This window comes from Flavobacterium sp., from assembly GCF_044341185.1.
Classification (GTDB): domain Bacteria; phylum Bacteroidota; class Bacteroidia; order Flavobacteriales; family Flavobacteriaceae; genus Flavobacterium.
Map to the genome: position 1 here is coordinate 24,741 of NZ_JBIISE010000016.1, position 20,083 is coordinate 44,823.

Sequence of the window (20,083 nt, forward strand, 5' to 3'; positions counted from 1 at the left end):
TATGAATATGTTTAAAAATAGGGTGTCACTTATTGGAGTTTTTTTGTTGTTTTTGTCTTGTAAACCAGCTCAGCAAGTTATTGTCAAAGAAAAAGACAAGTACGAAGTGGTATTTAAAAGCCAAATAGGTGGAAAAAAAGAAAAATCATCTCAAGTAATTAAAAACTATGAAGAATTTAATGCGTTAATTACTTCTTTAAATATTGAAGAAGAATCTTTCGGTAAATTACTAGCTATTGATTTAGAAAAACACGATTTAGTAGCTTGTTTTCTAGGTGAAAAAACCACAGGAGGCTATGATATTGAAGTAGACGATGTACTTTTTACAGACACAACTGCACAAATTATTTTAAAAGAAATTACTCCTGAAAAAAATCAACTCGTAACAGATGCATTTACGTCACCTTATCTTTTTGTGTTGGTGCCTAAAAACAAAACAATTTTAGTTAATTAACATTATACGTATCCAAAAATTCTTCTTGTACTTGTGAATTAGTCACTGGAAATCCAATTTGTGCTGCTATGGCAGCGTTTAAGCTAAAATTGGTATTTGTTTTTGTATATACTATACCAATGTTTTTAGATAAGTATTGTGTAGAAACTACGACATCTTGCTGCGGTAAAATGTTTACAGTTATAGGAAATCCTGCAATAGTTTGAGTTGATGTTATTTTTAAATTCACTACAATTTTAGTAGATTTTACATTCGGATACACATCATTATTTGGAGAAGTGTAAGACGCAAAACTTTCTCCACCAATGGATCTCAATCGGTATTCAATTGTAATTGGTAAACTGCTAATAGTTTGTTGAAATGTGCCTGTTTTTTCAGATAAAATTTCGCCATTTGTAGCATTTTCTTTAAAAATAATAAAATCAGTTACGCTAAAATCTACTCCAGTTGGGAGTGTTATACCTTGTAATACACTTAAATTTCCTGTTAAAAGTAATTTTCCAGCTTCTTTTCTTACATTATTGTTATTTAATGATGAGCAATAAAAGCCAGTTGCGATATTGTTTCGGTTTTTAAATTTTTTATAGGTGTGTGCTCCAACTATTTCATCACCAAAAATATATAAAGAATCTCTTGTATTGGCTAATCCCACTACATCATACGTCCAATAGTTCCCAGAATTCATTGGTAAGGCATCTGTAAAAGTAGTTGAGTTGTTTGTGTTGTTTTGGTTATTTGAATTGTCTTCAATTGTGCTTTCCAAACCTTCTACGGCACAAGAAATCAAACTCAAACTAAAAAGTATTACTAGTATTTTATTCATTTTGAAAATTTTTTGCTAATATAAAAAAAACATTCGATATTTTTGTATCAATTAATTATTGCTAAAAATATTTTGAGATGGCAAATTCGATAGGAACACGTTTTACATTAACAACCTTTGGTGAGTCGCATGGCTTAGCTTATGGAGGAATTATTGATGGTTGTCCGTCTAATATTGCTATTGATTTGGATTTTGTTCAATCAGAATTAGATCGAAGAAAACCGGGGCAATCTAAACTGGTTTCTCAAAGAAAGGAAAGCGATACGGTTCAGTTTTTGTCAGGTATTTTTGAAGGAAAGACTACAGGGACACCTATTGGATTCTTGATTGCAAACGAAAATCAGAAGTCCCAAGATTATGATCAGTTAAAAGATACATTTCGTCCTAGTCACGCAGATTTTACTTACGATAAAAAATACGGAAATAGAGATTACAGAGGTGGCGGAAGAAGTTCAGCAAGAGAAACGGTGAATTGGGTAGTGGCTGGCGCTATTGCCAAACAAATTATTCCTGAGATTAAAATTAACGCTTTTGTTTCTTCAGTAGGAACCATTTATATTGACAAACCTTACCAAGATTTAGATTTCACTAAAATTGAAAGCAATGCTCTTCGCTGTCCAGATGAAGCCACAGCTGCTAAAATGGAAGACTACATTACCGAAATAAAAAAACAAGGCGATACCGTTGGTGGTACTATTACTTGCGTAATACAAAATGTACCCATTGGTTTGGGCGAACCGGTTTTTGATAAATTACAAGCCCAACTGGGTAAAGCCATGTTGTCTATAAATGCTGTAAAAGGATTTGAATATGGCGCAGGATTTTGTGCTGCTGAAATGAAAGGTAGTGCCCACAACGATTTATTTAACGAAGATGGCAGTACCAAAACCAATTTATCTGGTGGTATACAAGGTGGAATAAGTAACGGTATGGATATTTATTTTCGTGTAGCTTTTAAACCTGTTGCCACACTTTTACAACAACAAGAAGTTTTAACTCAAGATGGTCAACTTAAAGACCAACAAGGCAAAGGACGCCATGATGCTTGTGTGGTACCTAGAGCTGTACCTATTGTAGAAGCATTAGCTGCTATGGTTTTGGCTGATTTTACTTTGTTAAATAAATCATTTTAGATTTTACTTAAAAGGACTGATTTTGTTTTTTTATTAAAGAATCACAATTTTTTAACATAAATATCAAAATAAAATATTAAATTTATAAAAATAAATTAAATAAAAAAAAATGAAGGAATTTGTTCTAAAATGGTATCCAGTAATATTAGCATTTATTTGTATGTTATATTCAATTACATTAGGTTTGTTAGGTAGACATGATGAAGCGCTATATTCTGCCCATTGGCCAGGTACTATATTATTATTTGCATTAGTAATTCGACAAAGAAGATCATCATGAGTATAGGATTTTTTATAACAGGTGGTATCATTTTTATAGTTTATGTTTTTTTTACCATGTGGAATATTTTTTATTCTGGTAAAAAACAAAGAGAAGAGAATTATCCCACTCTAAAAGATTTGAAGAAAAAGGAAGAAAAATAATTTTTATTTCATTCTTCCATTTTCGCTACGCAAAGTATCCTTTCTTTGCAACAAGGCAACTTAAAGACTAACAAGTTTTAAGGTTGCCATAATGCTTGTGCACTTCAAAGAGCAGTATCTTTTTTATATTTTTATACCAATCTTCTTACATTTTATCTACAAATACCGATTTTTTGGTTTTCAGCCACGCTTCATATACTTTACATACACTATCCATACACTATCTATACACTAACTACGGAGTATCTATACACTATCTCTTTTATATAAATTGCTATTAGTTAATTTTTTATAAAAACATTTCCTAATTATACGTTTTTATAAATTGTCTAATATTTATTTTTTGACATAAAAAAACTCCTTAATTTCTTATGGAGTTTAATGTTTGTGGGCGATGAGGGGTTCGAACCCCCGACCCCCTCGGTGTAAACGAGGTGCTCTGAACCAGCTGAGCTAATCGCCCCAATAATATGCGCTACTTCCGTAATGCGAGTGCAAATATACACTCTAATTTTTTATATACAAGTAAAAATAAAAAATAATTAATTAAATTTAATATCCTCTAAAATTACTCTATCGGTTTGATTTATTATCGTTAAGGTAACTTTTTTATTTTCAGATAATTGAGAATCAATTATGTATTTTTTTCCATTTTTATAGGGAATGTTGCTTTTTGAAAAATCCACATCCCCATTAGAAATTGCTATGTCTATAGCTTTCATCGTGGTTATTTTTTTTGCAAAAATGCTATCCACTGCTGCTGAAGTTTTAAATGGTTTGCTTCTAATATCTTTTATGACTCTGCAATTTGGAAAATAACAAAATGTAACACCTCGAGAAGTTGCTTTGGCAGATAAAAATTCTCCAACAAAGTAAAACCCAATTAATAAACCGAATATATAAAAAGCTAATCTGTATCGTAATGACATATGTACTAATTTTAATACTACAAAGATAGTACTATAAATAGGATTGTCAAATAACAATTTTCTATTTCACTTTTGATAAATGATTGTTATAATTAATGACATGCACTTTAAATAATATTCTAACATAATTCTTTTAAAATGTTATTTTTATTACTTTTGATGAAAATTACATTCCAAATATATTATGATTTTTGATAGACAAAATATTACCAACGAAACGTTACTTACTTTATATAGAAAATTAGTTAAACCCAGACTAATTGAGGAAAAAATGCTCATTTTGTTACGACAAGGAAAAGTATCTAAATGGTTTTCAGGCATTGGACAAGAAGCTATTTCTGTTGGTATTACTTGTGCTTTAGACTCAGATGAGTATATTTTGCCAATGCATAGAAACTTAGGAGTTTTTACTTCACGTGATATTCCTTTACACAGATTATTTTCGCAGTGGCAGGGAAAGAAAACGGGTTTTACAAAAGGTAGAGATAGAAGTTTTCATTTTGGTACTCAGGAATATAAAATTATTGGAATGATTTCCCATTTGGGACCGCAAATGGGTGTGGCAGATGGGATAGCTTTGGCGAATAAATTAAGACAGAATGGTAAAGTAACCGCTGTTTTTACAGGTGAAGGCGCTACTTCTGAAGGTGATTTTCATGAAGCGTTAAATATTGCCGCGGTATGGGATTTACCAGTATTGTTTGTGATTGAAAATAACGGTTACGGACTTTCTACACCAACGAACGAACAGTATCGTTGTGAAAACCTAGCAGATAAAGGTATTGGTTACGGAATGGAAAGTCATGTACTTGATGGAAATAATATTTTAGAAGTATATTCTAAAATTGCAGAATTAAAAGCTTCAATGCTTGCCAATCCTCGTCCTGTTTTGTTAGAGTTTAAAACCTTTAGAATGCGAGGACACGAAGAGGCGAGTGGTACCAAATATGTACCACAAGAATTAATGGATGAATGGGCAGAAAAAGATCCAATTGAAAATTATAGACAGTATTTGTTAGCAACCGAAGTTTTGTCTGAAGCAGAAGATTTACAAATTCGTGAAGCTATTAAATCAGAAATAGATGAACATTGGGCAATTACTCAAGCTGCAGAAGAAGTGGTGGCTAATTTAGAAGAAGAGTTAAATGATGTCTATGCGCCTTATGTTCATGAAGAAATACATCCATCTGAAATAACAGAAAATATTCGATTTATCGATGCCATTTCTCAATCGTTACGGCAATCCATGCAACGCTACGATGATTTGATTATTATGGGTCAAGATGTAGCAGAATATGGCGGTGCGTTTAAAATTACAGACGGTTTTGTCGCTGAATTTGGTAAAGAACGTGTGCGAAATACACCTATTTGCGAAAGCGCAGTAGTCTCAACCGGAATGGGCTTGTCTATTAACGGATGTAAAGCTATTGTAGAAATGCAATTTGCAGATTTCGTTTCAACAGGATTTAATCCGATAGTCAATTTATTAGCCAAACAACATTACCGTTGGAATGAAAAAGCGGATGTAGTGGTACGAATGCCTTGCGGTGGAGGCACACAAGCAGGTCCTTTTCATTCTCAAACCAATGAAGCGTGGTTTACCAAAACACCAGGTTTAAAAGTAGTATATCCAGCTTTTCCATACGATGTAAAAGGTTTGTTAAATACAGCAATTAACGATCCGAATCCGGTTTTGTTTTTTGAACACAAACAATTATACAGAAGCATTCATCAAGACGTACCAACTGATTATTTTACGATTCCTTTTGGTAAGGCGGCTTTACTTAAGGAAGGAAATGATATTACTATAATTTCTTTTGGTGCGGGTGTGCATTGGGCGTTAGAAACGTTAGCTAAGAACCCAGATGTTGCTGCGGATGTAATTGATTTAAGAACGCTTCAACCTTTAGATTTAGATACCATTTATACTTCAGTTAAGAAAACTGGAAAATGTATTATACTGCAAGAAGATACCTTATTTGGTGGAATTTCAAGTGATATTTCGGCTTTAATTATGGAAAATTGTTTTGAATATTTAGATGCTCCTGTAAGACGAGTAGGAAGTTTAGAAACACCAATTCCATTTGTTAAAGCTATTGAAGATCAATATTTACCAAAAGCACGTTTTGAAATAACTTTAAAAGAATTGATAGCTTTTTAATAAAATATACTACATTTGAATTTATAAAAGCGTACATGTTACGCTTTTTTTGTGCTTTATATAATTATTTCTATTATTTTTTAGGAGTAATGAAAAAAAAATATAAAAAAAATAGGAATTCTATTTTATTATATTGCTAATTTAGTATATTTATGCAAAATTTATATATATGGAGATTTTAGCCTGTCCAAAATGTCAAAATAATCAGATTGTTAAGAGTGGAATTGTCAAAAACAGACAACGTTATTTGTGTAAACCGTGTAATTATTTTTTTAGCGTTAATAAATTAGGTAAAAAAATTGACGATTATTACGTTACGAAAGCCTTACAATTATATCTCGAAGGATTAAGTTTTAGAGAAATTGAACGCATTATCGGGGTGTCTCATGTTTCAATTAGTAATTGGGTAAAAGAATTTAAAATTAAAAAACCAGAAAACTCCAATTACCATCCAACATATAAGATTTTTAATCATTTAGAATTGGTTGAATTTCTTAAAAACAAAGAAATATTATCTGGAGCAGGAATGATTATTACCGAACTTGGTGATAAGTTTATGCTCATAAAATGGGAGCGTTTTAAAGATTAACTATACTACTTTACATATATATATATTGAAATTTTTTTAATTTGATATTTTTTAGAATTTGGCACCACTAATCAAATACTAACTATATTAAATTATGAAAAAAATTTTATTAACAGCCGCGCTTCTTATCACGGCTTTATCGTTTGGTCAGGGATCAACCGATTATGGTGGAGGTATAAAGTTTAACCTTAATCCAGAAGGAACAAAATACATGCGATTTATTACTTGGAACCAAGTCTGGATGCGTGCTTCACAAATGAATCCTGGAACAATGATTGGGGATCAAGGAGTCTCTTCTCAAGAAGATATAGGTTTACGAAGATTGCGTATACTTGCTTATACCCAAATATCGCCTCGTTATATGATTGTAACACATGTGGGTATAAATAACCAAACATTTATTAATGGTGGTGCTTCAGGATCTACTGGCACAGGTGGATATGGAGCTGGTAAAAAACCTGGCTTGTTTTTTCATGATGCATGGAATGAATATGCTGTCGTACTTCCTAAAGAAGGAAAACCATTTAGTTTATCATTAGGAGGTGGATTACACTATTATATGGGTTTATCTAGAATGACAATGTCATCAACCTTAAATTATTTAACTATTGATGCACCTATATTCAATTGGCCTTTGATAGAAAATTCAGATCAATTTGCAAGACAAATTGGTGTTTTTGCTAAAGGTAAATATAATAAATTTGAATATAGATTTAGTTTAAACAAACCTTTTGCAACTAACCAAACGGCTACTAATGTTACTCAAGCTGAAAATGCTATAGCTGTAGATAACAATAATAATGCAAAATGGTCAAAAGCAGGATATGTTGAATATCAGGTATTTGATAAAGAGTCGAATTTTCTTCCTTTCAAGGTTGGATCGTATCTTGGGACTAAAAAAATGTTAAACTTTGGAGCAGGTTTTTATACTACTCCTAGTGGTACAAAAACTTCAGTAAATGGAATTACAGATAGACATGCAATAAATTTATTTGCAGGAGATGTGTTTGTTGATTTACCAGTTGGTCAGAAAGATAAAAAAATGGCTGTAACAGCTTATAGTGTTTATTATGATTACAATTTTGGTCCTAATTATTTAAGAAATATTGGAATTATGAATGAAGGAGTTGCAGATGCAAGCTTTACAGGTAGTAGAAGTTTGGCTGGTCCCGGAAATCTTCAACCAATGGTAGGAACTGGAAATATTTGGTATACTCAAGCAGGTTTTTTATTACCTAATAAATCAGACAAACCAAAGGTTAGAATTCAACCATTTGCAGCTTACACGTACAAGAATTTTGAAGCTTTAGGTAAAGCAAGTAATCAATTTGATTTTGGAACCAACTTGTTTTTAGATGGTCATCATGCTAAATTAACGGCTCAATATTCAAACAGACCTATTTACATTACTAAAGACAATATTGATTCGTATAAAGGAGAATTTTTATTACAATTACAAATATATTTATAAAATTTAAAACTGATTAAACATGAGCGATAAAAAGACAACTGGAATTTGGAAAGTGATTTCCGCTTCCTCAATGGGTACAATGATTGAATGGTATGATTTCTATATCTTTGGAAGTTTAGCTACATTACTTTCAACAAAATTTTTCCCACCAGATAATCCAACTGCAGCATTCTTATCTACATTAGCAACATTTGCTGCTGGATTTGTGGTACGTCCATTCGGAGCGTTATTCTTTGGAAGATTAGGTGATTTAATTGGACGTAAATATACGTTCATGGTGACACTTTTATTAATGGGTGGCGCTACTTTCTTAATTGGTTGTGTGCCTTCTTATGAAACAATCGGATTTTTTGCACCATTATTAGTGCTTATTTTAAGATTGTTACAAGGTTTGGCTTTAGGTGGAGAATATGGTGGTGCAGCTACTTATGTGGCAGAACATTCGCCAACAGACCGAAGAGGTTTCTTTACGTCTTGGATTCAAACTACAGCTACATTAGGATTATTTATTTCTTTAATTGTAATTTACATTACAAGACACTCTTTATCTAAAGAAGACTTCGTTGATTGGGGTTGGAGAATTCCGTTTTGGGTTTCTATCTTAATGATTCTTATCTCTTACGTGATTAGAAAAAACATGCACGAATCACCAGTATTTACTAAAGTAAAAGAAGAAGGTAAGGTTTCTGCAAATCCATTAAAAGAAAGTTTTGGAAATAAATTAAACTTCAAATTTGTATTGTTAGCTTTGTTTGGAGCTACAATGGGACAAGGTGTGGTTTGGTACACAGGTCAGTTTTACGCGATGAGTTTCATCGAAAAAACAATGAGCATTGATAAAGATATTGCTGATAACATTATGTTAGTATCTTTGGCATTAGGTACACCTTTCTTTGTGTTATTTGGATGGTTATCTGATAAAATGAGTAGAAAATGGATTATGATGGCAGGTATGTTAATTGCTATTTTTGCTTACCGTCCAATTTATACTTCAATGTATGAATCTGCAAGTGAAAAATCAATGAAAGCGAATGGTAACACATTAGTTATCGATAGCTGTAAAGTTATTGGAGCACCTTTAGCGGAAATTAAAACCGCACCAGACAAAAAAGATCCAACAGTTAAGAATACAAAAATTCTTATTGCTACAAAATCAGATTCGTTATATAATACAGGGGCAAAATTCCATTATACTACAATTGATACTGTTTATGCTGCAAAAGCAATAGAATTTGATGCAAAAGCAAATGCTAAAAACGAAGTTTGGATTAAATTTAATACTACAAAAGATTCTGTAGTGACTGTGAACACTATTAAACTTAAAAACAGTTTAAAACCAGATGAAAAACCTGCAAAAGTAGATACGTTAGCAGTTGTAGAATTAAAATCGTTTACTGAAGGTTCAGGTGCTAAATGTCATCCAGCTGGTGTAAGTTTAAAACATGGAACGGAAGTATCTAAAAACATTACTGATGATATCAAATGGCATTTAATTTTGATGGTTTTCATTCAAGTATTATTTGTAACCATGGTATACGGACCTATTGCAGCTTTCTTAGTAGAAATGTTCCCAGCTAAAATTAGATATACATCAATGAGTTTACCTTACCACGTAGGAAATGGTATCTTTGGTGGATTGTTACCAGCAGTTGCAACTTTCTTAGCATTAAATGCGAAGAAAGCAAATGATATTGCTAAAGAAGCAGGTGATGCATTACCATTTGACAAACCGTATTTAGAAGGTCTTTGGTATCCAATTATTGTAGCAGGTGTTTGTTTGATTATCGGAGTGATTTATTTAAAATCAAACGATAAAAACGCACACGATTAATAACTTTAAAAACATAACAAAATGAATAAAATAAAAAGAATTTTAGGGATTGTATGGATAGCTATTGGTGCTGTTGCAGTATATTACTTATTCATCAATCAAGCGTTAGGTATGTGGAAAGAAGGCGGAGAAAAATTAGTTCCAGCTATTATATATACTTTTGTATTGTGTCCGCTTATTGCGTATGGATTATTTACTTTCGGTAAATATTGCTTATCAGGTGAATACGATAACTAATCGGATCTACTTAATTTTAATAATAAATGTTAAAAACCATCTCTATTTTTAGGGATGGTTTTTTTATTTTATGAATATTCTATTAAAATATTTGACTCTTTTTAATTTATTCTGTATTTTTAAAACTTGAATTAAAATCAAATACATGAAAAAAAGACACCAACAGAAATTAGTCATTTTATCGATGGTATTACTCGTATGTCTAAATATGCCTATTGTTCTATTGTTTGATTCTTCTAAAAGTATATTTGGTTTTCCAAGTAGCTATATTTTTATTTTTTCTGCTTGGTTGCTTTCTATATTAATCTCTTTAGTAATAATGATTCGATATAATGAATAGTATAGTACTCCTAATAATATTATCCATTTATTTGGCTATTTTATTCTATATAGCACATTGGGCAGAGAAAAACAACAATAGTAAATGGACAAATAATCCGTATGTTTATTCTTTGTCATTAGCAGTCTATTGTACAGCTTGGACATATTATGGTAGTATTGGTGTTGCAGCAGATAATGGTTTAAGTTTTTTACCAATTTATTTAGGACCCATAATCATTGCACCCTCTTGGATTTTAATTCTTAAAAAAATTATCAGAATCTCGCGTGTTAATAAAATTTCTAGCATTGCCGATTTTATTTCGTTACGATATGGAAACAGTAGGTTTTTAGGAGCTATTGTAACTGTAATTTGTTTAACAGGAATTATTCCGTATATAGCTTTACAGCTAAAAGCCATTACTGAAACTTTTCATGTAGTTTCAAACACACCGATAAACTCATTTATTTTTGATGATATTACAACGTATGTAGCTGTAGCATTGGCTTTATTTGCTTCCTATTATGGAACGCGTTACGCAGATGCCTCAGTAAAAAGAAAAGGAATTGTAACAGCTGTTGCGATGGAAAGCATACTGAAATTAGTGTTTTTTGTGATAATTGGAGTTTACGTTACTTTTTTCGTTTTTGATGGTTTTGATGATATTTATCAAAAGGCCAGTTTGTTAAAAGATTTTCATGTAAAGAATACCATTGGAGGATTACCACAAGCTATTAATTGGTTTTTACTTTGCTTAGTTTCTATGTTTGCGATATTCTTACTTCCGAGACAGTTTCATGTTTCAGTAGTAGAAAACAATCGCGAACGACATGTAAACACTGCGGTTTGGTTGTTTCCATTGTATTTATTGCTGTTTAATATTTTTGTTTATCCAATAGCTTGGGGTGGTAATATTTTGTTTGATGGGCAAGAAGTGAATTCCGATGTCTATTCCTTATTAATTCCGCAATTATTTGATAATAAAATTTTAACGGTTTTGGTTTTTCTTGGCGGATTTTCAGCAGCAATTTCTATGATAGTCGTTTCATCTATTGGTTTGTCAACTATGGTAACAAATAACATATTAATTCCATATAGTTTACTTGGGAAGTTGAAAAATGCTGAAACCATAAGCACTAAGAGTATATTAAATAGTAGGAGAATAAGTATTTTTTTACTAATAATTCTATCCTATTTTATTTATCGTTTTTTTGGGTTAAATTATAATTTAGTATCTATTGGAATGATTGCATTTGTTATAATTTCCCAATTATCTCCATCTTTTTTTGGTGCTTTATTTTGGAGAAGGGGTTCTCGGTTAGGTGCTATTTATGGCATATTAATCGGGTTCGTTGTTTGTGTCTTTACACTATTAATCCCTTATACTATAGGTACATCAAATGCAGATAGCACTTTTATCTCAAATGGATTTTTAAATATTGAATTATTAAAACCGTTTCAATTATTTGGTTTGAATTATTTAGATCCCATTCCGCACGCGTTTTTTTGGAGTTTATTATTTAATTGGTTTACTTATTTTGCTGTTTCAGTAAGTTTTAAAGGGAATTACAGAGAACGTAATTATGCAGAAATGTTTGTAGATATTGATAAATATATAACCAATCATGAAAATGCATTTATTTGGAAAGGAACGGCTTATAGAAATGATATCGAAAAGGTTTTGGTTCGATTTTTAGGTGAAGAACGCACCAAACGTGCTATGAATATTTTTAATGTAAAGTATAATGTAGACCAAGATGTAGAATTGGCAGATGCTCGTTTAATTAAGTTTTCCGAAAATTTACTTACAGGACAAATCGGAACAGCTTCTGCTAGAATATTAATCTCTAGTGTAGTAAAAGAAGAGAAAATTTCATTGCCAGAAGTGTTAAAAATTTTAGAAGAATCGAAAGAAAATATCATTGTTAACAAAAAACTGACTGAAACCTCTAATGAACTTAAAATTATTACGGCTAAACTTCAAGATGCCAATGCCTCATTAATTAGTAAAGATTTACAGAAAGATGAATTTTTGGATACTGTTACACATGAATTAAGAACGCCAATTACCGCTATTAGAGCCGCAAGCGAAATTTTACACGATGATGACGAAATACCAGATGAATTAAAAAAGCAATTTTTACAAAATATTATTTCGGAATCCGATAGATTGAACCGATTAATTGATAAAATTCTTGATTTAGAAAAATTTGAAACTGGAAAACAAATTATTCATCCTACACAAAATAATTTAGTACAAACAATAGAAAAATCAATAGAATCTTTACAGCAATTAATTAAAAATAAACACATTACAATACATATTGAGAGCAAACAAGTGGTAACTGCTTTCTATGACGAAGACAGAATTGTGCAAGTAATTACCAATTTAGTATCCAATGCCATTAAATTTTGTCCAGAAACAAATGGCTTAATTACGATTCAAATTAAGGAAAAGAATAATTTTATTTATACTTTCGTGCAAGACAACGGAAAAGGAATACATCCAAATGATTTTGATGCTATTTTTGATAAATTTTATCAGTCCACCAATCAAAATATAAAAAAACCGGTAGGGAGTGGTTTAGGATTAGCGATTTGTAAACAAATTATGGAATATCATAAAGGTAAAATATGGGCAGAGCATAACGAAAAGGGTGCAAGCATTGTATTTACATTACCAAAAAATAATACTATAGAAAATATTTAAGATGAAAAAAATATTAATTGTTGATGACGAACCCAACATCGTAATGTCATTAGAGTATACATTTAAGAAAAATGAATTTGAAGTTTTTATTGCACGTGATGGAATAGAAGCGTTAGAAATTGTAAAATCTAATTTTCCAGATGTCATTATTTTAGATGTTATGATGCCACTTGTTGATGGTTATGCTACTTTAGAACATATTAGAAAAGACAGCAATTTATCGCATACAAAAGTCATCTTTTTATCTGCTAAAAACAAAGCAAGTGATATTGAAAAAGGTATGGCTTTAGGTGCCGATGCGTATTTAACCAAGCCCTTTTCTATTAAAAAAGTTGTGGAACAAGTACTTGAATTACTTAATTAAAATCATATAAAATAAAAAGGCAAAACCAGTTTTTGTCTTTTTTTTTTGCAATAAAATATATACTTATTTAGCAACATTATTTCAATTGGTGTATTTTAATTTAGTATTTTTACTTTGATAAAACAGAACAAATTAACAGAAATAATGACGTATCAAGAATTATATAACCATAGTATTCAATCTCCTGAGAAATTTTGGTCAGACCAAGCAAATACAATAAAATGGTTTAAAAAACCAACTGCAATTTTATCTAAAGATCAAAATGAGTATCCACTTTGGTTTGCAGATGGAGAATTAAACGCTTGTTATTTAGCATTAGACAAACACATTGAAGATGGATTTGGAGATAATGTAGCTATTATTTATGATTCGCCAGTAACCCAAACTGTTAAGAAGTATACATATAATGAAGTAAAGACAGAAGTGGCCAAATTAGCAGGCGGTATGTTGTCTTTAGGCTTGAAAAAGGGTAACACGGCAGTTATTTATATGCCAATGATACCTCAGGCTGCCTTTGCAATGTTAGCTTGTGCACGAATAGGAGTTATTCATTCCGTAGTTTTTGGTGGTTTTGCGCCACACGAATTAGCAATACGAATAGATGATTGCAAACCAAAAATAGTAATTACAGCCTCATCTGGAATTGAAATAGATCGATTAATTGCATATAAACCCTTAGTAGATGAGGCTATTGAATTGGCAACACATAAGCCAAAAAAAGTTATTATTTTAAACAGAAAATTAGGAGCAAGAATACCATTTAAAAAATACGATGTTGATTATGATGCCTTAGTATTTGGTTCAGAAGAAGCACCTTGTGTTTCTGTGGAAGCAACACATCCGTTATATATTTTATATACATCTGGAACAACAGGAAAACCAAAAGGAATAGTCAGAGATACAGGAGGTTATACTACTGCACTTAAATATTCAATGGAACATATTTATGGTGCTAAACCAGATGAAGTTTTTTGGGCAGCTTCGGATGTAGGTTGGGTGGTAGGACATAGTTATATCGTTTACGGACCTTTGATAAATAGAAATACTACAATTATTTTTGAAGGAAAACCTATTCGTACCCCAGATGCAAGTACGTTTTGGCGTGTAATTGAAGAGCATAAAGTCAATGTAATGTTTACAGCGCCAACTGCTATTAGAGCCATTAAAAAAGAAGACCCAAATGGAGACTTCATTAAAAAACACGATTTATCGTTTTTACGAACTCAGTTTTTAGCAGGTGAACGTTGTGATGTGGCTACTTTAGAATGGTATCAAGCGCATATTCCAGTACCGGCAATTGACCATTGGTGGCAAACAGAATCAGGTTGGCCAATGATTGCTAATATGATGGGAGTAGAGTTTTTACCTATAAAGCCAGGTTCAGCAGGAAAAGCAGTTACCGGATATAATATTCAAATTTTTAATGAAGAAGGGGAAGAACTGGCTGCAAACGAAGAAGGATTTGTAGTAATAAAATTGCCATTACCTCCAGGAACGATGATGGATTTATGGAATGAAAACGCTCGATTCAAAGAAGGATATTTAGAAAAATTTCCAGGTTATTATTTTTCTGGAGATGGCGGATTTAAAGATAAAGATGATTATATCTATATTACAGGTAGGGTAGATGATGTAATTAATGTGGCTGGTCATCGACTTTCTACAGCAGAAATGGAAGAAATTGTTTCTTCGCATCACTCCGTAGCAGAATGTGCAGTCATAGGAATAAATGATGAATTAAAAGGTCAAGTTCCATTAGCTTTAGTGGTAAACAAACTTGGTGAAAATATTGAACATTTTCAATTACAACATGAAGTAGTTCAGTTGGTTCGTGAGCAAATTGGTGCAGTGGCTTCTTTGCGAGACGTTGTTATTGTTCCTCGTCTTCCAAAAACCAGATCGGGTAAAATTTTACGTAAGCTTTTACGAAGTATTGCCGATGGTGAAAATTTTCAAATTCCATCTACTATTGATGATGAAGCTATAATTGACGAAGTTAGAACCGAATTTATAAAAGCAAAAATAGGTTCATTTAGATAAAAGTTTATTGAACGAAAGTAACCTATACTTATTTAGCAAATTATTTCTTTAACGAAGGAATAGATTTATTATATTTACATAACGAAACAAAAAACCAAACGAATAATGAGTTATTATAAAATTACTGATTTAGAAAATTATTTTAAAATGTACAAAAAATCAGTACGCGAACCAAGAAAATTTTGGGATCGTATTGCTGATGAAAACTTTACTTGGTATCAAAAATGGGATAAAGTCTTTGATGTGGACATGCAAGAAGCCAATTTCAAATGGTTTTTAAATGCGAAAGTAAACATTACTAAAAACTGTATTGACAGACATTTAGCCAAACGAGGCGATAAAACAGCCATTATTTTTGAACCAAACGATCCAAAAGAAGAAGCGTTACATATTACATATAACGAATTATATGTAAGAGTTTCTAAAATGGCTAATGTATTACGTGAACAAGGCATAAAAAAAGGCGATAGAGTTTGTATTTATTTACCAATGATTCCAGAATTAGCTGTTGCTGTATTAGCGTGCGCGCGAATTGGAGCCATTCACTCGGTAGTATTTGCTGGTTTTTCAGCTTCAGCTGTAGCGGCAAGAATTAACGATTCTGAATGTAAAATGGTAATTACATCTGATGGTGGATTTAGAGGAAATAAATCGGTAGATTTAAAAGGTATCGTAGATGAAGCATTAGAAAAATGTCCTTGTGTAGAAAAAGTGTTAGTAGCTAAACGAACTAATACGACTGTAAATATGAAAGATGGTCGAGACATTTGGTTACAACCACTTTTAGATGCTGCTTTGGGAAATAATGTAGCTGAGATTATGGATGCTGAAGATCCTTTATTCATTTTATATACTTCAGGTTCTACTGGAAAACCAAAAGGAATGTTGCATACCACAGCAGGTTATATGGTATATACTGCATACACCTTTAAAAACGTTTTTAATTACGAAGAAAATGATGTGTTCTGGTGTACCGCTGATATTGGATGGATTACAGGACACTCTTATATTTTATATGGTCCGTTATTAAACGGAGCTACTACAGTACTTTTCGAAGGCGTACCTTCATATCCAGATTTTAGTCGTTTTTGGGAAGTAATTGAAAAACATCAAGTCAATCAATTTTACACGGCCCCAACTGCCATTCGTGCTTTAGCCAAAGAAAATTTAGATTATGTTCAAAAATTCCCATTAAGTTCTTTAAAAGTGATTGGATCTGTTGGAGAACCTATAAACGAAGAGGCTTGGCATTGGTATAACGACCACGTAGGAGGGAAGCGATGCCCATTAGTAGACACTTGGTGGCAAACCGAAACAGGTGGAATTATGATTTCTCCAATCCCTTTCGTAACACCTACAAAACCAACGTATGCATCTTTACCTTTACCAGGAATTCAACCGGTTTTAATGGATGAATTAAGAAACGAAATTGAAGGTAACCAGGTAACTGGTAGTCTATGTATAAAATTCCCTTGGCCGTCAATGGCAAGAACTATTTGGGGTGATCATCAACGTTATAAAGAAACCTATTTTACAGCATTCCCAGGTAAATATTTCACTGGAGACGGTGCTTTACGCGATGAAGTTGGATATTACCGAATTACAGGTAGAGTAGATGATGTTATTATTGTTTCAGGACATAATTTAGGAACCGCTCCAATTGAAGATTCCATAAATGAGCATCCAGCAGTGGCAGAAAGTGCTATTGTAGGTTTTCCTCACGATATTAAAGGAAATGCGTTATATGGTTTTGTGATTTTGAAAGAAACAGGAGAAACAAGAAATCAAGATAATTTACGTAAAGAAATCAATCAGCTTATTTCAGACCAAGTGGGACCGATTGCAAAATTAGATAAAATTCAATTTGTGTCTGGTTTACCAAAAACACGTTCCGGAAAAATTATGAGACGTATTTTAAGAAAAATTGCTGAAGGTGATTTCTCTAATTTCGGAGATATTTCAACTTTACTAAACCCTGAAATTGTTGAAGAAATTAAAAACGAAAAGTTATAATTTCAATTTCATAATACAAAAAGAGGCACAACATAGTGCCTCTTTTTGTATTTAAATAGGTAAAGATTTTTATTTAATCCCTAATTTACTTTTCAATTTCAAAAATAAAATAGCTATTGAATAGGCATCATCTGCAACAGAATTTCGTTCACTGATAGAAATATTTAAAAATTTACTCATTTCTTCCATTGCATATTTTTTATCATTGGTGTCTGATAATTTATTAAACATAGCTTCAATATCATAGGCCTCATTTTTAAGTTTCCCTAATTTAAGTCGACTTAACATTTGGTTTAACATTTCGATATCAAAATCTATTCGGTGTCCAATAAATATTGAATTTCCAAGATATTCAATTAAGGTTTCAATCGCCACTTCTTCAGAAACTTTTTCTACTTTACTCACCGTAATAAATTCGTTATCTAAACTAATATCTAATGGAGTAGTGTGCTTAATGTAAATCTCAAATGAGTCTTTCAAAATAATTCTATTTTCAACTATAGATGTGGCTGCGATAGACATAATCACATCTTTTTCTGTATCTAAACCCGAAGTTTCCATACTAATAACAACATATTTAGTAGCTGGATTTTTAAAAGATTCAGTATATTTTTTCCAAAATTCAGGATAATCTTTATGAAATAATTTTGATAACATATATTTTATGAAAATTGGGTTAATTTATATTTTGATTTAATTAAATCTGTAACATCTTCAATTTCTAATAAGGCTTTTTTCATTTCCTCTTTATCAATTTTAGACAGTTTTTTTGGGTCGATAAAAGCGCCGTCATTATCATTTATAATACCTTCTTGGGCTCTTAATTCTTGTAATTTTATGTAGTTCTCAGCAAAATCCAAGTATTTTTCAGCATTTTTAGTATCAATTATAGCCATTTGCTTAAATCGCAAATAGGTATTGTTAATTCCTTTTAAGTTATTACTTAAAGCAAAAATTCGTGCTGCATCAATATAAAATTGTAACCCTTTTTCTTTTAAATTAAATAGTTCTTTATGTTTTCCATTTTCTTCAACAGCAAATTTTTTGAAAAAAGTCAAAGCAGGAGGAAGTTTAAGTAATTGATTACCAATATAATCAAAAAACATAGTATTATTGGCTAAACTCTGATGTATGGCAATTTCTAATGAATCTTTAATTTTCGTTTCACCATAAATGTATTCAAAATCAAAGAAAATACCATTAAAATCCGACATATTTTCACCTGGTGATTTAATGCAATTTGTATAAATTGACGTAAAATCAGATAACGATTTACACCAATTAATATTGCTGGCTAAGTGTTCATTTGGACAAGGTTTATAACCTAAATTCTGCATATTTAATATGACTAATTTAGCCAATTGTACGAAATAAAATTTAACATCACGGTGTTTATCAGCAGCCACATTTTCAAATACAATAAGATTGTCTTGATCACTTAATACCAGTTGTTCTTTTCGTGCCTGACTTCCTAAAGAAAGCCAAACAAAACGAGCAGGAGGAGAGCCAATTTTCTCAATAGATAATTGTATACATTGCTGAATAATCGCGTGTAAAACACCACCAACAGTATTGTTAATATGAAATATTGGAATATTTTTTGTGAATGAATTTTGTATTACAAACAAATATTTAGAATGTACATATTTTAATTCCTCAAAATTTTTCGAATTTCTAATTTCATCAATCAAAACCCCTGGATTATTTGACTGCGATTTTATAATATCGCGTTCCGAAATAATACCTTTTATACGCGTGTTTTCTGTACCATCTTCAGTAACACATAAATAGCTGGTTTCGTTTTTTAGAAGCAATAATTGCGCTTCAGCTACAGAAATGGTTTCTTCTACAATGGCTACATTTTGTTGCATAATTGAGCTGCAATCGGCATCAAAATTAATTGAACCGAAAGCCACTTTTTTTCTAAAATCGGCATCCGTAATTAAGCCGTTTATTCTGGCGTTATTCGTAACAATTGCATAGGATTTGTTTGTATCCATCATTTTCTTCGCCACAGAAGAAATACTGGTATGCGTAGGAATTACAAGTGGATTTTTATCATAATCCAATTCCTGAAAATACGAAAAGTCTGTTAATTCTGTTTCAGAACTGGCTTCAGAAATCGCTTTTAAATTTTGATAATTTTCACCGTTGGATTTTGTCTGTTCAGAGAAACTCTCCAAAAAGTAATCCATTACAGTAGCATATTTAGCTAAAAGTGGTTTAAATAAAACAATAGGAATTGCATAAACTACAGCATCTTCATTTGCAATAGAATTTAACGAATAATTATTTTTTGCAAAAAACGGACGTAAACCAAAAATAGAACCTACATAACATTTAGAAATTAAAGTTTCTTGTGCATCAATTATTTTTGTTAAATGAATTTTGCCAGAATGTACAATGTAAAAATTCTGATGCAATTCGTCATTAATTTTAAATAATCGTTTCGATTTTTCTAAATAAATAATTTCACTCTGCGAAGCAATATCTAATAAGTCTCCATAAGCTACTGTTTTAAATGGCTCATATAGTTTTAAAAAATCTACAATATTTTCTGCAAAAGTATTCTTCATGATAGGAGTA

17 protein-coding genes and 1 tRNA gene are annotated in these 20,083 nt (G+C 31.4%); 13 read left to right on the top strand and 5 right to left on the bottom strand.

Going from position 1 to position 20,083, the window contains the following annotated elements:
• Position 1: 1 nt before the first annotated feature.
• Positions 2-454, top strand: coding sequence for a protease complex subunit PrcB family protein (locus ACIQZ1_RS04990; protein ID WP_396159634.1), 453 nt, complete (start codon positions 2-4; stop codon positions 452-454).
• Here ACIQZ1_RS04990 and ACIQZ1_RS04995 read toward each other — a convergent pair.
• Positions 447-1,277: a hypothetical protein gene (locus tag ACIQZ1_RS04995; protein WP_396159636.1), complete on the bottom strand. Its 831-nt coding sequence runs from the start codon at positions 1,275-1,277 to the stop codon at positions 447-449. The genes ACIQZ1_RS04990 and ACIQZ1_RS04995 overlap by 8 nt on opposite strands.
• Positions 1,278-1,354: 77 nt before the next feature.
• On the opposite strand from ACIQZ1_RS04995, the gene aroC reads away from it, so the two are divergent.
• From aroC to ACIQZ1_RS05010, 3 genes are all read left to right on the top strand, one after another.
• Positions 1,355-2,410, top strand: a complete 1,056-nt coding sequence (gene aroC / locus ACIQZ1_RS05000) for a chorismate synthase (RefSeq protein ID WP_396159638.1) — start codon at positions 1,355-1,357, stop codon at positions 2,408-2,410.
• Between the two features lie 109 nt (positions 2,411-2,519).
• Positions 2,520-2,690: a hypothetical protein gene (locus tag ACIQZ1_RS05005; RefSeq protein WP_353151019.1), complete on the top strand. Its 171-nt coding sequence runs from the start codon at positions 2,520-2,522 to the stop codon at positions 2,688-2,690.
• Positions 2,687-2,833 (top strand): hypothetical protein, encoded by a 147-nt coding sequence (locus ACIQZ1_RS05010; protein WP_396159640.1) that lies wholly within the window; start codon positions 2,687-2,689, stop codon positions 2,831-2,833. Before ACIQZ1_RS05005 ends, ACIQZ1_RS05010 begins: the two co-directional genes overlap by 4 nt.
• Positions 2,834-3,221: 388 nt before the next feature.
• Here ACIQZ1_RS05010 and ACIQZ1_RS05015 read toward each other — a convergent pair.
• Positions 3,222-3,296: transfer RNA gene (locus ACIQZ1_RS05015), tRNA-Val, on the bottom strand.
• A gap of 79 nt (positions 3,297-3,375) precedes the next feature.
• A complete protein-coding gene (locus ACIQZ1_RS05020) occupies positions 3,376-3,762 on the bottom strand; it encodes a DUF4258 domain-containing protein (protein WP_396159642.1) in 387 nt (128 codons plus the stop codon).
• Positions 3,763-3,946: 184 nt separating this feature from the next.
• On the opposite strand from ACIQZ1_RS05020, the gene ACIQZ1_RS05025 reads away from it, so the two are divergent.
• From ACIQZ1_RS05025 to acs, 9 genes are all read left to right on the top strand, one after another.
• Positions 3,947-5,923, top strand: a complete 1,977-nt coding sequence (locus ACIQZ1_RS05025) for a thiamine pyrophosphate-dependent enzyme (RefSeq protein WP_396159644.1) — start codon at positions 3,947-3,949, stop codon at positions 5,921-5,923.
• Positions 5,924-6,092: 169 nt separating this feature from the next.
• On the top strand, positions 6,093-6,512 hold the full coding sequence (locus tag ACIQZ1_RS05030; RefSeq protein ID WP_396150981.1) for a hypothetical protein: 420 nt from the start codon (positions 6,093-6,095) through the stop codon (positions 6,510-6,512).
• 94 nt (positions 6,513-6,606) lie between these two features.
• Positions 6,607-7,983 carry a porin gene (locus ACIQZ1_RS05035; protein ID WP_396159646.1) on the top strand — a complete coding sequence of 459 codons (1,377 nt, stop codon included), beginning with the start codon at positions 6,607-6,609 and terminating at the stop codon, positions 7,981-7,983.
• A gap of 19 nt (positions 7,984-8,002) precedes the next feature.
• Positions 8,003-9,814 (top strand): MFS transporter, encoded by a 1,812-nt coding sequence (locus ACIQZ1_RS05040; RefSeq protein WP_396159648.1) that lies wholly within the window; start codon positions 8,003-8,005, stop codon positions 9,812-9,814.
• A 21-nt stretch (positions 9,815-9,835) separates the two neighbouring features.
• Positions 9,836-10,051, top strand: coding sequence for a DUF6814 family protein (locus ACIQZ1_RS05045; protein ID WP_291242863.1), 216 nt, complete (start codon positions 9,836-9,838; stop codon positions 10,049-10,051).
• A 332-nt stretch (positions 10,052-10,383) separates the two neighbouring features.
• On the top strand, positions 10,384-13,080 hold the full coding sequence (locus ACIQZ1_RS05050) for an ATP-binding protein (RefSeq protein WP_396159650.1): 2,697 nt from the start codon (positions 10,384-10,386) through the stop codon (positions 13,078-13,080).
• 1 nt (position 13,081) lies between these two features.
• On the top strand, positions 13,082-13,444 hold the full coding sequence (locus tag ACIQZ1_RS05055; RefSeq protein ID WP_396159651.1) for a response regulator transcription factor: 363 nt from the start codon (positions 13,082-13,084) through the stop codon (positions 13,442-13,444).
• 117 nt (positions 13,445-13,561) lie between these two features.
• A complete protein-coding gene (locus tag ACIQZ1_RS05060; RefSeq protein ID WP_396159662.1) occupies positions 13,562-15,484 on the top strand; it encodes an acetate--CoA ligase in 1,923 nt (640 codons plus the stop codon).
• 105 nt (positions 15,485-15,589) lie between these two features.
• Positions 15,590-17,497 carry an acetate--CoA ligase gene (gene acs / locus ACIQZ1_RS05065; RefSeq protein WP_396159653.1) on the top strand — a complete coding sequence of 636 codons (1,908 nt, stop codon included), beginning with the start codon at positions 15,590-15,592 and terminating at the stop codon, positions 17,495-17,497.
• A 69-nt stretch (positions 17,498-17,566) separates the two neighbouring features.
• Here acs and ACIQZ1_RS05070 read toward each other — a convergent pair whose 3' ends face one another.
• Together ACIQZ1_RS05070 and ACIQZ1_RS05075 are read right to left on the bottom strand one after the other, a co-directional pair.
• On the bottom strand, positions 17,567-18,154 hold the full coding sequence (locus tag ACIQZ1_RS05070; protein WP_396159655.1) for a PolC-type DNA polymerase III: 588 nt from the start codon (positions 18,152-18,154) through the stop codon (positions 17,567-17,569).
• A gap of 5 nt (positions 18,155-18,159) precedes the next feature.
• Positions 18,160-20,083: DUF294 nucleotidyltransferase-like domain-containing protein (locus ACIQZ1_RS05075; protein ID WP_396159657.1), on the bottom strand; the 1,924-nt coding region annotated here is incomplete at its 5' end.

Coding starts and splice junctions, on each gene's coding strand:
- ACIQZ1_RS05050 (WP_396159650.1), top strand. CDS start 10,384: ATGAATAGTATAGTACTCCTAATAATATTATCCATTTATTTGGCTATT.
- ACIQZ1_RS05035 (WP_396159646.1), top strand. CDS start 6,607: ATGAAAAAAATTTTATTAACAGCCGCGCTTCTTATCACGGCTTTATCG.
- ACIQZ1_RS05010 (WP_396159640.1), top strand. CDS start 2,687: ATGAGTATAGGATTTTTTATAACAGGTGGTATCATTTTTATAGTTTAT.
- ACIQZ1_RS05030 (WP_396150981.1), top strand. CDS start 6,093: ATGGAGATTTTAGCCTGTCCAAAATGTCAAAATAATCAGATTGTTAAG.
- ACIQZ1_RS05045 (WP_291242863.1), top strand. CDS start 9,836: ATGAATAAAATAAAAAGAATTTTAGGGATTGTATGGATAGCTATTGGT.
- ACIQZ1_RS04995 (WP_396159636.1), bottom strand. CDS start 1,277: ATGAATAAAATACTAGTAATACTTTTTAGTTTGAGTTTGATTTCTTGT.
- ACIQZ1_RS04990 (WP_396159634.1), top strand. CDS start 2: ATGAATATGTTTAAAAATAGGGTGTCACTTATTGGAGTTTTTTTGTTG.
- ACIQZ1_RS05005 (WP_353151019.1), top strand. CDS start 2,520: ATGAAGGAATTTGTTCTAAAATGGTATCCAGTAATATTAGCATTTATT.
- ACIQZ1_RS05070 (WP_396159655.1), bottom strand. CDS start 18,154: ATGTTATCAAAATTATTTCATAAAGATTATCCTGAATTTTGGAAAAAA.
- ACIQZ1_RS05040 (WP_396159648.1), top strand. CDS start 8,003: ATGAGCGATAAAAAGACAACTGGAATTTGGAAAGTGATTTCCGCTTCC.
- ACIQZ1_RS05020 (WP_396159642.1), bottom strand. CDS start 3,762: ATGTCATTACGATACAGATTAGCTTTTTATATATTCGGTTTATTAATT.
- ACIQZ1_RS05055 (WP_396159651.1), top strand. CDS start 13,082: ATGAAAAAAATATTAATTGTTGATGACGAACCCAACATCGTAATGTCA.
- aroC (WP_396159638.1), top strand. CDS start 1,355: ATGGCAAATTCGATAGGAACACGTTTTACATTAACAACCTTTGGTGAG.
- acs (WP_396159653.1), top strand. CDS start 15,590: ATGAGTTATTATAAAATTACTGATTTAGAAAATTATTTTAAAATGTAC.
- ACIQZ1_RS05025 (WP_396159644.1), top strand. CDS start 3,947: ATGATTTTTGATAGACAAAATATTACCAACGAAACGTTACTTACTTTA.